Origin of the sequence: Rhizobium lentis (genome assembly GCF_017352135.1) — a bacterium.
Lineage (GTDB): Bacteria > Pseudomonadota > Alphaproteobacteria > Rhizobiales > Rhizobiaceae > Rhizobium > Rhizobium lentis.
Map to the genome: position 1 here is coordinate 3,067,885 of NZ_CP071454.1, position 12,456 is coordinate 3,080,340.

The window sequence follows — 12,456 nt, forward strand, 5'->3', positions numbered from 1 at the left end:
CGACCGCCAACCGCTTGGGAGGTGCGGTCTTTACTTGCGGTAGCCGAGCTTGACGAGTTCAGCTTCGGCTGCGGTGGCGGCCTGGTCCAGCGCATCGTCCGGCTTGATCTCACCCACGATCGCTTTGTAGATGAACGGCGCGACTACCTGCAGAACCTGCGCGTGGAACGGGAACGGCGGAGCTCCGGCGAACAGCTTTCCGTCCTCACGCATCAGCGTGTAGTAGCCGTTCATCTTCTTGTCCTGATCGACGATCTTGGGATCGTCGTAGGTCGAGTTCATGACGATGCGGGAGCCGGCCAACGCCCAGTCGGTCTGCACTGAAGCCTGACCGATATACTGCAGGAATAGCAGCGACGCGTCCTTGTTCTTGGACGAATGCGGGATGCCGAACGCGCCACCATCGTAATAGCCGATATATCCCTTGCCGGATTCGGCTGCTTCCATGACACCCGCCTCGACCGGAGGCAATGCCACTCCCACCTTGCCGACGACCGTCGATTTGCTTTCGTCGGTAGCGATCCAGGCAGCGTTTTCACCGTAGACGAGGCCTTGGGCTGCGCGGCCGGCGGCAAATGTCCCCGCAACCTCGTCCCAAGTGGACGACGTCGATTCCGGCGGCGCGTATTTCAGCAGGCCGATCCAGTAGTTGAGCGCCTTCTTCGCGGCGGCGGAGTTCATCTGGCCGCCGTTGGCTTCGGTGGCCGCGAAGGTCGTGCCATCGATGCCCCAGTTGTACACGCCAAAGGTCGGCGCGACCGACTCGAAGAATTCGTAGAAGGCGGCGGGGTGGCTCGACGAGGCCTGTACGGTGGTTCCCCAGAGTTCCTTGTCTGCGCCGTATTCGGTGAAGAACTTGGCGATCTGGGTATACTCGTCATGCGTCGTCGCGGGCTTCAGATCCGCACCGGTGGAATCCTTGTAGGCTTTCTGGATTGCCGGATCATCGAAAAGATCCTTGCGGTAGAGGTAAGGCTTGATAAAGGCTTCCATGGGGACGCCCATGACATTGCCCGACTTCGGATCCTTGAAATAGTTCAGGAAAGTGGTGAAATTCTCCGGCTTGAAGTCCGGCGAAGCGATCTTCGCATTATCGGCGAGCGACTTGGTGATATCGACCAGGAAGTTGCGGGCCAGATACGTGTAGACGATGTCCTGCTCGATATAGACGAAGTCATAGATGCCGGTATTGGCCTCCATGTCCTTGATCGCCTTGTCGTACATCTGGTCCCAGGATGTGGCCTCGAATTCGACCTTGATGCCGGTCTCTTCGGTGAACTTCGGGCCGAGCACCTGCTCGACATATTTCGACGCTGGGGTCGATTCCGAGATGCCCCGGATGGTCGCGCCCTGATAGGGCTGGGCGGCAGTCTTCCACCAGGAATCCTGAGCAAGAGCGGTCGAGCTCCAAAGGCCAAGCGAAATGAAGCCGACGCCCACGGCTTTGACGAAACTGTTCATTGTTCTCCTCCATTTGGATCGCAAAATCGGTCCGGTTGTGCGTCTAAACTCTCCTCCAAGACACTCAACGGAGCTCAATAGTTGTAGAAAGAACGGGTGGACACAAGCGCGGCCGTTGCGCGATACTGATACTCTCATGCGCGAATTACCGAATTTATTCATGAATTCTTGTGTGCGTTGCACAATCTAATATTGATTGTCAGCGCAACGAGCATGTGGGAGGCACGGGAGGATGTCCGCAATGTCAGCTATTTCGCCGACGGTCGCGAGATTTGAATATGTCTTGACCGGCGCGGACGAGTCGTTCCTCTGGCGCCGCGACGACTATCCGTGGGAACGCAACGTCTGGAATTTCCACCCCGAGGTGGAGATCCACTATATTCCCAACGCCAGCGGCGTCCTACTTGCAGGCGATCATGTCGGCGCGTTCACCCCGGGCCATATCTCCGTCATCGGCAGCAACCTGCCGCACGACTGGGTGACGCCGCTCGGGCCGGATGAGCGCATTCCAGGACGTGACATCGTCATCCAGTTTCTGCCGGCCAAGCTGGAGCAGGCTTCGGCCTTCCTGCCGGAACTGGCGGGGTTGCGTGACTTTTTCGCCCGCGCAAAGCGGGGGCTCTCCTTCAAGGGCCGGGCGCGGGAACAGGCGGAGGCGCTGATACTCGACATGGAGTTCCAGTCAGGCTCGGTGCGGCTTTCGACCTTCCTGTCATTGCTCTCGCTGCTGCGGGACACCGACGAGTTCGATGCGCTGTCTTCAGAGGCTTATGTGCCGGACCTGAGCTATGGTTCGCTGGAAGCCCTGCAACAGGTCTTCGCGTATCTCTTCGCCAATTTGTCGGAGGATATCCGGTTGCCTGATATGGCTCGCATGGTCGGCATGAGCGACAGCGCTTTTTCGCGATTCTTCAAGAAAAACAGCGGCCACAGCTTCACCGACCACGTCAACAAGCTTCGTATCTGGAAGGCGGGTCAGCTATTGACCGATACCTCTATGCCGATAACGGACATCTGCTTCGAGGTGGGCTATCGCAATCTGTCAAATTTCAACCGGGTGTTTCTCCGTCACCACAACTTAACACCGTCAAAATACCGGAAACTGTCCACCAACCGCAGAACCGTTCCGTTACCTCAGGCAGTGACAGATCATATGCCTGTGCAGTCAGTTCAGCGATGAGGCGATGATACTCAAAGAGGAGGGAGGATGTATTCTCTCCTTGCGACTTCATTGTGCCCAGACTCGGACGATCCCGATGAAAACCGCGTAATCACGCTGATCCCCGTCGTCTCCGCCTTGTCGAGGGCTATCAGCGCCGGCACGGCCTCCTCGAGGCTGACGCGTCGTCCGATCAGTTTCTGCGGCGCGATCTTGCCGGCCGAAAGCATCGACAGCATCGCGTCGTAACGCCAGGCCTGCATGCCGTGACTGCCATAGATTTCGAGTTCCTGACTGATCACCTGCGCCATCGGGATTTGCGGCGTGGCATATTCACCGAGCATCAGCCCCACCTGCACGTGCCGGCCGCGCCGGCGCAAATTCTTGATCGAGTTGAAGCAGGTGAGGGGATGGCCGAGAGCGTCGATCGAGACATGCGCGCCGCCCTTGGTGATCTCGCGCACCGCCTCCGCCACGTCGGCGACATCGGACGCATTGACCGTCGCCACCGCGCCGCATTCGCGCGCAAAGGCGAGTTTCTCTTCCGATATGTCGATGCCGATCGCATTGGCGCCGAGCGCGGTGGCGATCATAATGGCCGACAGGCCGACGCCGCCGCAGCCATGCACGGCGATCCATTCGCCGGGCCCGGTGCGTGCATGGTCGGCGACGGCGCGGAACGATGTGGCGAAGCGGCAGCCGAGGCTGGCCGCGGTCGCATCCTCGATCGTATCGGGAAGGTGCACCAGATTGGTGTCGGCATAATCGATCGCCACATATTCGGCGAAGGACCCCCAATGGGTGAAGCCCGGCTGGAACTGGTTCGGGCAGACTTGCTGGTTGCCGGAATGGCACACGGCGCAATGGCCGCAGCCGGAAACGAATGGCACGGTCACCCGGTCGCCGACCTTGAAGCGCATGACGCCGCGGCCGGTGGCGACGACACGCCCGGCAAGCTCGTGTCCCGGCACATGCGGCAGGCGGATATCGGGATCGTGGCCCATCCAGCCGTGCCAGTCGCTGCGGCAGAGACCGCTCGCGCCGACCGCAATGACGACGCCGTCCTCGGTGGGCGTCGGATCGGGCAGGGTGCGGATTTCCGGCGCCTGTTCGAAGGCTTCGTAGAACATGGCTTTCATCGACGTCTTCCTTGCTATCCCGCAGGGTCCCATCATCGCATGCGGCTGCCGGCCGATCCAACATTCATTCCATCATTTTTGCTGATGCACCCATCGCCAGGGCCCGCTGGCTGCGCACGAATATTGCGGGCTGGCCCCATTCGCCGGCATTTTCTTGCTTCCGTGTTTTCGCGCGGGATTTGTCCTTGACCGCGCTTGCCGCGGAGGCTTTTGCTTTGCCGGCTTGACAGGGAGGGCAGCATGGCCGTCGATACATCACCGCGTTCAACCACCTGGACTCATGTCGACGGGGAATGGCTCCCCGGCAATCCGCCGCTGATCGGGCCGACCTCGCACGCCATGTGGCTCGGCTCCTCGGTCTTCGATGGCGCCCGCTGGTTCGACGGCATCGCGCCTGATCTCGACCTTCATTGCCAGCGCGTCAACCGTTCCGCCCTCGCCATGGGCCTGAAGCCGGTGAAATCGGCCGAGGAAATCGCCGCACTGGCCTGGGAGGGGATTGCGAAATTCGACGGCGCCACGGCGATCTATATCAAGCCGATGTATTGGGGCGAACATGGTTCGCCCGGCAGCGTCGTCTCCGTCGATGCCGAATCGACCCGCTTCGCGCTCTGCCTGTTCGAGGCGCCGATGGGCGCCCATGGCGGCACCAGCCTCACCGTTTCCCCCTATCGCCGTCCCTCGCCGGAAACGGCGATGACCGAGGCCAAGACCGGCTCGCTCTATCCGAACAGCGGCCGCATGATCGCCGAGGCCCGCAGCCGCGGCTTCGACAATGCGCTGGTGCGCGACCTCAATGGCAATGTCGTCGAAACCGCCTCCTCGAACGTCTTCCTGGTGCGCGACGGCGTGGTGATGACCCCGGCCGCCAACCGAACCTTCCTCGCCGGCATCACCCGCGCCCGCGTCATCGGCCTCCTGCGCAAAGCCGGTTTCGATGTCGTCGAAGCCACGCTCTCGGTCGAGGATTTCCTTGCCGCCGACGAGATATTTACCACGGGCAACTACTCCAAAGTCGTCGGCGTCACCCGGCTCGACGACCGCAATTTCCAGGAAGGCCCCGTCACCCGCAAGGCGCTGGAGCTCTACATGAACTGGGCCCACGGCAAAAGCGAGAGTGAGGAGTGAGGAGAGTTCTCGCGAAGCGAGAGCAATCGATCCAGTGAATCGATTGCAACGACGAACGCCCGGAGCACAAGCGCAGGGCTGGAGAGGTCTCGCGAAGCGAGAGCAATCGATCCGGTGAATCGATTGCAACTGCGAACGCCCGGAGCGCAAGCGCAGGGCTGGAGAGGTTCGGCTCGGCCGAAGCAATTCTATGTGACGCCTGCTTCACCCTACGCGCCGCAGTTGACCTGATCGCGGCCTCGTGCTCTAGCTGGGCGATGAGCAACGAGATCGACATCCACAAGAGCATGATGCGCCCCTGCTGACGGGGGATGGATGACTTACGCTTTTGCTTGAGGAAACAGCCCCCGCCGACCTGGCGGGTTTTTTGTCTCCGGCGGCCCGCCTGAATTTTCAGGAAAGGACCCTGCGATGACCGATAAGACCCTCTATCTCACGACCACTATCCCTTACGTCAATGCCAGCCCGCATATCGGCTTTGCCCTTGAACTCGTCCAGGCCGATGCGCTTGCCCGATATCGCAAGGGCGAGGGCTGGACTGTGCGGCTGCAGACCGGCTCGGACGAAAACAGCCTGAAGAACGTCCTGGCGGCCGAAAAGGCCGGATGCGAGCCATCCGTCTTCGTCGCCGACAATGCCAAGCGCTTCCTCGACCTTCAATCGGCATTGAACATCGATGCCGACGACTTCATTCGCACGAGCTGCGACCCTCGCCATCGTCCGGCCGTCGAAAAGCTCTGGAAGGCTTGTGAAGCATCGGGCGACCTATACAGGAGAAGCTATGCCGGCCTCTATTGCACCGGCTGCGAACAGTTTTATACCGACAGCGAGCTTGTCGGCGGCTGCTGCCCGGAGCATCTGACCAGGCCGGAGGAAGTGACCGAGACGAACTGGTTTTTCCGGCTCTCCCGCTATCAGCAGCGGCTTCGCGAGGCGATCGAGACGGACGCGTTGCGGATCAGCCCGCCGTCCAGGCGCAACGAAATCCTGGCGCTGATCAAGTCCGGCTTGAATGACTTCAGCGTCTCGCGCAGCGCCGAGCGGGCAAGAGGCTGGGGCATTCCGGTGCCGGGCGACCCGGATCAGACCATCTATGTCTGGTATGATGCCCTCGGTAATTATCTGAGCGCTCTCGGATATGGCGAAGATGACGAAACCGAAGCGCTTCGCAGGTTCTGGTTCGACGCCCGCCGGCGCGAGCATCTCGTCGGAAAAGGCGTCACCCGGTTCCACGCCGTCTATTGGCCCGCCATCCTGCTCTCGGCGGGTTTGCCGCTTCCAACGACAATCCACGTCCACGGTTATGTCACCGTCGACGGCCGCAAAATCGGCAAGTCGAAGCGCAACGCCATTGATCCGGTGCCGCTCGCGGCACGCTATGGCGCAGATGCCGTCCGATATTTCCTGCTGAGGCACATCCGCGCGCATGGAGACGGCGATTTTACCGTGGAACGCCTGGAAGCGGCCTATACCGGCGAACTGATCGCCCAGCTCGGCAACCTCTTCAACAGGATATTGTCGATTGCGGCAAAGCAGGACATCGCGGTCCGTGTCGAGCTCGATGCAACAATCGATGAGGAGAAAGTCCTGGCAATAAGGCGTTCGGTGGAGAAGGCGATCGAGACGGCTTCGTTCCATGAAGCGCTGGCCGCGATCTTCGATCTTGTGTCCCACGCCAACAAGCGCGTGGTCGAACTGGAACCATGGACGCTCGTCAAGGCGTTGAACGCGGCCGCCGGGGCGGATCGGCCGCAACTGGAAACCCGTCTGCTGGCCTGTTTCGCCGCACTTGGCGGCCTTCTTCGGGAGATCGTACTTCTGCTTCAGCCGTTCCTCCCGAAGACGGCTGAAACCCTGGCGAGACAAATCGGCATTCTTGGTGGCGCGGAGCGATCCGACGTCAGGATCGTGCCGGTTTTCCCCAAGCTGACCTGAAGCAAAGAGCCAGATCCCCCGGCCGGCACCGGTCGGGGTCGAGCCACGGGTCCGGCAGGACAGAAGGGCTACCCTAGCCCAGGAATACTGCGTCCCAACACCCACTTGCACGAAATGCATGGCAGGTCTGCCCGAAACGGCTTCGCCTTCCTCCCATCTTTTCGCCATAGTGGCGCCGAAATTCCGTAGGTGGGAGGAAGAGGCCTATGACTGTGCTGTTCGACGAACAAGGCGAGATCATCCGCGAACTGGGGGTTGCCGCCGATATCGACCCTGAACAGGAGATCGAACGGCGGAGCGCCTTCCTTAAGAATTATCTCGTCGCCTCGGGCCTGCGCGGCTATGTCCTCGGCATCAGCGGCGGCGTCGATTCGCTGACGGCGGCGCTGCTGGCTCAGAAGGCGGTGCGCGAGCTGCGTGACAGTGGCCATGCGGCCGAATTCATCGCCGTGCGTCTTCCCTACGGCGTCCAGGCGGACGAGGCCGATGCGGCCAAAGCGCTCGCAACGATCGGCCCCGATCGCTCCATGGTGGTCAATATCAGGGAGCCGGCGGATGCGATGCTGGCGGCAGTCCGCAACGGCGGCCTCGCCTTTGCCGATGCCGGCCGGCAGGATTTCATCCTCGGCAACATCAAGGCCCGCCAGCGCATGATCGCCCAGTTCGCGCTCGCCGGCGCGCTCGGCAGCCTCGTCATCGGCACCGACCATGCCGCCGAAGCGGTCATGGGCTTCTTCACCAAGTTCGGCGACGGTGCCGCCGATATCCTGCCGCTCGCCGGCCTCAACAAGCGCCGCGTCCGCCTCCTGGCAAAGCGGCTCGGCGCCCCGGACGAGCTGGTGTTCAAGGTGCCGACCGCCGATCTCGAGGACCAGCGGCCGCTGCGCCCCGACGAAGAGGCCTATGGCGTCAGCTATGACGAGATCGACGATTTCCTCGAGGGCAAGCCGGTCGGCGAGATCGCCCGCCGCCGCATCCTCGCCGCCTATCGGGCGACCGCCCACAAGCGCGCCCTGCCGGTGGCGGTCAACACACTCTGAGAGCGGCCGGCCTTACGTCCGTGCCGGCCCGCCCGTCCGGCCGCGATCGCCCGCTCAGGCGTCGAGCTGATCCCGGGCAGCCCGCATGTGTGATCCAGCCGCATCCCTGGGCCGCACCATCCAGGCATAGGCGGCGCCGGCGAGAAGCAGCAGCGATGTTCCGAGGAAAACCGCCCGCATGCCGATATGACCGCCGACGAAGCCGCCGAGAACGGGGCCGGCCACCTGGCCGACATATTGCGAGGAGACCGACAGGCCGAGAATGCCGCCGGCCGCGCTGTCCGGCACGCTGTGACGGATGACGGCGGCAATGCAGGGAAGCAGCCCGCCGAGTGCCGCGCCCATCAGAAAACGCAGGATGATCAGCTGCCAGGAACTGGCGACGAGCGCCTGCGGGATCGAAAGCAGCCCGGCGACGGCAAGCGCCCCCGCGATCACGGGCCAGTGGCCGATCCTGTCGGCAAGCCTGCCGAGCCACGAGGCCGAAAGAATACTGCCGAGGGCGGCGGCCGACATCACCAGGCCGGAAATCATCGTCACCTCATTCACGGCGGGCACGATCTGCGCGACATAGACGGTGATAATCGGCTCGATCGACATATTGGCGAACATCAGGAGCATGCCGGTCGCCAGCATGGCGATGACCGGCCGCGTGTCGACAATGGATTTCCAGCCGCCGCTTGCCTTGGCCGCCTGCTTGCGGGCCGGCGACTTCTCTTCCTTGATCAGCAGGGCGGTGGCGAGAAAGGCAAGGAAGATCATAGCGCCGGCGGCAAGAAACGTGCCGCGGATGCCAATGATCGGCGGCAGCACCCCACCGATCAGCGGCCCGACGAGGTTGCCGGCCATGATGCCGGAAGACAAGACGCCGAGCGCCCAGGCCGAGCGGTCCTTCGGCGTCTGCGTCGCCACCAGCACCATCGAGCCGGAGGAGTAGCCGCCGGCGAGCCCGACGAAGAGGCGCAGCGCTACCAGCTGCCAGACATTGCCGGCCATGCCCATCAGCGCGATCGCCACCGTCATGCCGAGGCTGGCGCGCACCAGCATCAGCTTGCGGCCGTAAATATCGCCGAGCCGCCCCCAGAGCGGCGCGACGAGAGCGGCGGCAAGGAAGGTGGCGCCATAGGCAATGCCCGACCATTGCACGATGGCCGCATGCTCGCTCACGCCGAGCTCCTCGACATAGAGCGGCAGGAAGGGCAGCAGCAGCGTCATCGCCACGATGGTGGTGAAGGAGCCGATCAGCGAAATGGCAAGGTTGCGCTTCCAGTAGATCGAGCCCGGCCTAACAGCGGCCTCCCATTGCGTGTCCATCATTCCTTGCATCGATCCCTGCGTAGTTGCGCCGCAATCTGGATCATCTCGGCTGAAAGAGCTAGAAGATAAACTGATTGCAAGTTGAAATCGGCAAAACGGAGGACCTGCCATGAACGCAATGGCCCCATCCCGGGAGCAGACCGTCCGCGACCTCTACGCCGCCTATCTCGAGGATCGCAAGGATGTCGCCGGCGCCATGCTGACCGAGGATTTCACCTTCTCCAGTCCGCGCGACGACCACATCGATCGGGCGGCTTATTTCGAGCGCTGCTGGCCGAAGGAGCCGGTCTTCCGCGCGATCCACATCGAATTTCTGGCGGTCGTCGGCGACGAGGTGGCGGTTCGCTATCGCGCCGAAAAAAGGGATGGCGCAAGCTTCGGCAACATGGAGAGCCTGTGTTTCCGCGGCGACCGGATTGCTGCGGTGGAGGTCTATTTCGGCCGGAATCTCTGACCCGCCGAAACGGCTTTGAGCTAGAAGAACCGTATCGTCGAGGTCGTGATGATGACCAACGAGACAGCCGCCATCAGCGCCCGCACCGGCAGCCGCTTGACGAGGATGGCGCCGAAAGGGGCGCCGACGACGCCGCCGATGATGAGCCCGATCGCCGAATTGAGTTCCGACCAGCCGAGCGTCACCATGAAGGTGATCGAAACCGTCAGCGTCACGGCGAATTCGGTGAAATTGGTCGAGCCGATCACGCGCTTGAGATCATGGCCGCGGCCGACCAGCGTGCTGGTGACGACAGCACCCCATCCGCCGCCGCCGATCGCATCGAGCAGGCCGCCGCAAAAGCCGACGGGCGGCACGGCCCAGTCGCGCACCTCGCGCCTGGCCTGCGGCCGGAAGGCTTTGTAGAGGATCAGCAGGCCGATCACGATCAGATAGCCTGATACGAAGGGCTCGATCACCTTGCCGTCGATATTGGCAAGTAGGTAGGCGCCGATCGCACCGCCGATCATGCCGGCCGGGGCGAGCCGCGCCACCAGCCGCCAGTCGACATTGCGGTGATAGGCATGCGACAGGCCTGACGCCGCCGTCGTGAACATCTCCGTCACATGCGTCATGGCGCTGGCATTGGCTGCCGGCACCCCGAAGGCCAGCAGGCTCGTCGTCGACAGCACGCCGAAGGCCATGCCGAGCGCGCCGTCGACGATCTGCGCGCAGAAGCCCACGGCGATGAAAAAGAAGATATCCGATGTCATGCAGTCCCCTCAGGCGAACGGTAGCATCAGGATCGGCGATGCGGATTTTTTCGTCTCAGGCGGAAAAACCGCGCTGTTTCAGGCGGACGATCTTGAAAAAACCATTCGGAAAGACCGGCAGAATATCCGTCGCCGCAAAATCGCCGCGACGCTCCGCCCAGGCGACGATGCGGTGGATGCGGAAGGCGGACGACCAGCCAATGTGTCGCATCAGCGGCGCAACCGCCGCCTCGATCGCGCCCTGCAACCCGGCGCCGTCGCCGAGCTTGCTGGCCAGGATGATCTCGCCGCCCGGCCGCAGCACCCGGGCGCATTCGTCCAGCGCCCGTTCGGGCTCGGGAATGAGCGTGATGACGAAGGGCAGGCAAACCACGTCGAAAGACTGGTCGGCAAAGGCCAGCGCATGCGCATCCATCACCTCGAGCGCCTGCACATGCTGCAGGTTTTCGCGCCGCACCTTTTCGCGCGCCCGTGCGATCATATGTTCGGAAATGTCGATGCCGGTCACCCGGCAGCGGCTGGGATAATGCGCGAGCGTCAGGCCGGTGCCGACCCCGATTTCCAGAATATCGGTGCCGGCTGCCGCGGCAAGCGCTGCCAGCTTGCGGTGGCCGTCGCGCAGAATGCCGCGATAAACGCGGTCGTAGACCGGCGCCCAGCGCTGATAGATTTTCTGCTGATCTTCCGCCCTATTGCGACGCTCCGACATGTCTATTCCTCCCTGCGCCTGACCTTCGAGAATCGGAAAAGATTTTCGAAAGGGATCATGCATTTATCGCAAACATAGAGCGCCTTGACGCCTCTCACAGAGGCGCGGCGCTCTAAAACCGAGACCTTCAACTCCTGAGGGTGGGTCCGGGTTCCGCCCGCGAAATGTGACCGAAGTCACAAGCCGCTGCGGTGGCGGCTATTTCGCTGGCGTTAACCCAAGCTTTTTCGCATCCATCGCGCTGCCGATCTCCAGGGTTTTCTCCTGCTTGTCATAGACGCAGATCTGGGCGACAAGACCCTTGGCGCCCTTCGGCTTTCCCGTCACCAGGGCCAGCCCGTAATGCGAGGTGCCGAACGGATCGATGGCGACGTTCGGCCTCTCGATCGCCACCCCCGCCTCTTTGCATTTGGCTTCCACGTCGGCGGCCAACTGTTTCCAGACCTCGTCCGAAGAGGCATGGGCCGCCGCTGAAAGAAACGGAAGCGCGGCAATGGCGAGATGCGGGATTATATTCCTGTTCATATCGGATCTCCCTTGATGTCTGCCGCCGGCGAAGCGGTTTTCGAGGCGGCATTGCCGGGCGATTTGCACGCCCGAATCCCGCCCCCAAACTGAGGCAAATTTTCCTCCGTCCGGTCGTTTTTTGATATTTCGCCGGTTGCCTCTCCCCCTTTCCCCTCCTATGTTCCGCCTCACCTGCCGATGACGCAATCTATTGCCAAGAGGAGATCTGACATGGCTTTCGAATTGCCTGAACTTCCCTATGATTACGAAGCTCTTGCCCCCTTCATGTCGAAGGAAACGCTGGAGTTTCACCACGACAAGCACCACAAGGCCTATGTCGACAACGGCAACAAGCTCGCCGCCGAAGCCGGCCTTTCGGATCTCTCGCTCGAAGAGGTGGTGAAGAAGTCCTTCGGCACCAATGCCGGCCTCTTCAACAACGCCGCTCAGCACTACAACCACATCCATTTCTGGAAGTGGATGAAGAAGGGCGGCGGCGGCAACAAGCTGCCCGGCAAGCTCGAGGCGGCCTTCGCCTCCGATCTCGGCGGCTATGACAAGTTCAAGGCCGATTTCGCCAATGCCGGCGCCACCCAGTTCGGCTCCGGCTGGGCCTGGGTTTCCGTCAAGAACGGCAAGCTCGAAATCTCCAAGACCCCGAACGGCGAAAACCCGCTGGTGCACGGCGCCACTCCGATCCTCGGCGTCGACGTCTGGGAGCACTCCTATTACATCGACTACCGCAATGCCCGCCCGAAATATCTCGAAGCTTTCATCGACAGCCTGATCAACTGGGACTACGTCCTGGAGCGCTACGAAGAAGCCACGAAGTGAGCGGCATCCACCTGAAGACTT

The 12,456-nt window shown here is 62.1% G+C and carries 11 protein-coding genes and 1 pseudogene; 6 read left to right on the forward strand and 6 right to left on the reverse strand.

Annotated features, from left to right (window positions below):
• Positions 1–30: 30 nt before the first annotated feature.
• The gene (locus J0663_RS14775) at positions 31–1,461 is read right to left on the reverse strand and encodes an extracellular solute-binding protein (protein WP_207241067.1); all 1,431 of its coding nucleotides are present in this window, start codon (positions 1,459–1,461) and stop codon (positions 31–33) included.
• A gap of 241 nt (positions 1,462–1,702) precedes the next feature.
• On the opposite strand from J0663_RS14775, the gene J0663_RS14780 reads away from it, so the two are divergent.
• A complete protein-coding gene (locus J0663_RS14780; RefSeq protein ID WP_207241068.1) occupies positions 1,703–2,641 on the forward strand; it encodes an AraC family transcriptional regulator in 939 nt (312 codons plus the stop codon).
• Between the two features lie 77 nt (positions 2,642–2,718).
• On the opposite strand, the pseudogene J0663_RS14785 reads toward J0663_RS14780, so the two are convergent.
• Positions 2,719–3,759, reverse strand: a pseudogene (locus tag J0663_RS14785) (zinc-dependent alcohol dehydrogenase family protein); the annotation flags it as partial.
• A gap of 240 nt (positions 3,760–3,999) precedes the next feature.
• On the opposite strand from J0663_RS14785, the gene J0663_RS14790 reads away from it, so the two are divergent.
• The 3 genes from J0663_RS14790 to nadE all read left to right on the forward strand — a co-directional run bounded on the left by J0663_RS14790 (position 4,000) and on the right by nadE (position 7,862).
• Positions 4,000–4,887, forward strand: a complete 888-nt coding sequence (locus J0663_RS14790) for a branched-chain amino acid aminotransferase (RefSeq protein WP_207241069.1) — start codon at positions 4,000–4,002, stop codon at positions 4,885–4,887.
• 411 nt (positions 4,888–5,298) lie between these two features.
• Positions 5,299–6,822: a methionine--tRNA ligase gene (locus J0663_RS14795; protein WP_207241070.1), complete on the forward strand. Its 1,524-nt coding sequence runs from the start codon at positions 5,299–5,301 to the stop codon at positions 6,820–6,822.
• 206 nt (positions 6,823–7,028) lie between these two features.
• The gene (nadE, locus tag J0663_RS14800) at positions 7,029–7,862 is read left to right on the forward strand and encodes an ammonia-dependent NAD(+) synthetase (protein WP_207241071.1); all 834 of its coding nucleotides are present in this window, start codon (positions 7,029–7,031) and stop codon (positions 7,860–7,862) included.
• 54 nt (positions 7,863–7,916) lie between these two features.
• On the opposite strand, the gene J0663_RS14805 is transcribed toward nadE, so the two are convergent.
• Entirely contained in the window at positions 7,917–9,179 is a 1,263-nt protein-coding gene (locus J0663_RS14805) for an MFS transporter (RefSeq protein ID WP_207244508.1), read from the reverse strand.
• Positions 9,180–9,288: 109 nt separating this feature from the next.
• Between J0663_RS14805 and J0663_RS14810 the strand changes: the two genes are divergently transcribed.
• Positions 9,289–9,633: a nuclear transport factor 2 family protein gene (locus J0663_RS14810; protein WP_207241072.1), complete on the forward strand. Its 345-nt coding sequence runs from the start codon at positions 9,289–9,291 to the stop codon at positions 9,631–9,633.
• Positions 9,634–9,653: 20 nt separating this feature from the next.
• Here the strand turns inward: J0663_RS14810 and J0663_RS14815 are convergent, their stop codons facing one another.
• From J0663_RS14815 to J0663_RS14825, 3 genes are all read right to left on the reverse strand, one after another.
• Positions 9,654–10,385, reverse strand: coding sequence for a sulfite exporter TauE/SafE family protein (locus J0663_RS14815; protein ID WP_207241073.1), 732 nt, complete (start codon positions 10,383–10,385; stop codon positions 9,654–9,656).
• Between the two features lie 55 nt (positions 10,386–10,440).
• Complete coding sequence (locus J0663_RS14820) at positions 10,441–11,094, reverse strand: class I SAM-dependent methyltransferase (RefSeq protein ID WP_207241074.1); 654 nt, start codon at positions 11,092–11,094, stop codon at positions 10,441–10,443.
• A 198-nt stretch (positions 11,095–11,292) separates the two neighbouring features.
• The gene (locus J0663_RS14825) at positions 11,293–11,619 is read right to left on the reverse strand and encodes a hypothetical protein (RefSeq protein WP_207241075.1); all 327 of its coding nucleotides are present in this window, start codon (positions 11,617–11,619) and stop codon (positions 11,293–11,295) included.
• Between the two features lie 213 nt (positions 11,620–11,832).
• Between J0663_RS14825 and J0663_RS14830 the strand changes: the two genes are divergently transcribed.
• Positions 11,833–12,435, forward strand: coding sequence for a superoxide dismutase (locus J0663_RS14830; RefSeq protein ID WP_012483135.1), 603 nt, complete (start codon positions 11,833–11,835; stop codon positions 12,433–12,435).
• Positions 12,436–12,456: the final 21 nt, after the last annotated feature.

Coding starts and splice junctions, on each gene's coding strand:
- J0663_RS14775 (WP_207241067.1), bottom strand. CDS start 1,461: ATGAACAGTTTCGTCAAAGCCGTGGGCGTCGGCTTCATTTCGCTTGGC.
- J0663_RS14780 (WP_207241068.1), top strand. CDS start 1,703: ATGTCAGCTATTTCGCCGACGGTCGCGAGATTTGAATATGTCTTGACC.
- J0663_RS14790 (WP_207241069.1), top strand. CDS start 4,000: ATGGCCGTCGATACATCACCGCGTTCAACCACCTGGACTCATGTCGAC.
- J0663_RS14795 (WP_207241070.1), top strand. CDS start 5,299: ATGACCGATAAGACCCTCTATCTCACGACCACTATCCCTTACGTCAAT.
- nadE (WP_207241071.1), top strand. CDS start 7,029: ATGACTGTGCTGTTCGACGAACAAGGCGAGATCATCCGCGAACTGGGG.
- J0663_RS14805 (WP_207244508.1), bottom strand. CDS start 9,179: ATGATGGACACGCAATGGGAGGCCGCTGTTAGGCCGGGCTCGATCTAC.
- J0663_RS14810 (WP_207241072.1), top strand. CDS start 9,289: ATGAACGCAATGGCCCCATCCCGGGAGCAGACCGTCCGCGACCTCTAC.
- J0663_RS14815 (WP_207241073.1), bottom strand. CDS start 10,385: ATGACATCGGATATCTTCTTTTTCATCGCCGTGGGCTTCTGCGCGCAG.
- J0663_RS14820 (WP_207241074.1), bottom strand. CDS start 11,094: ATGTCGGAGCGTCGCAATAGGGCGGAAGATCAGCAGAAAATCTATCAG.
- J0663_RS14825 (WP_207241075.1), bottom strand. CDS start 11,619: ATGAACAGGAATATAATCCCGCATCTCGCCATTGCCGCGCTTCCGTTT.
- J0663_RS14830 (WP_012483135.1), top strand. CDS start 11,833: ATGGCTTTCGAATTGCCTGAACTTCCCTATGATTACGAAGCTCTTGCC.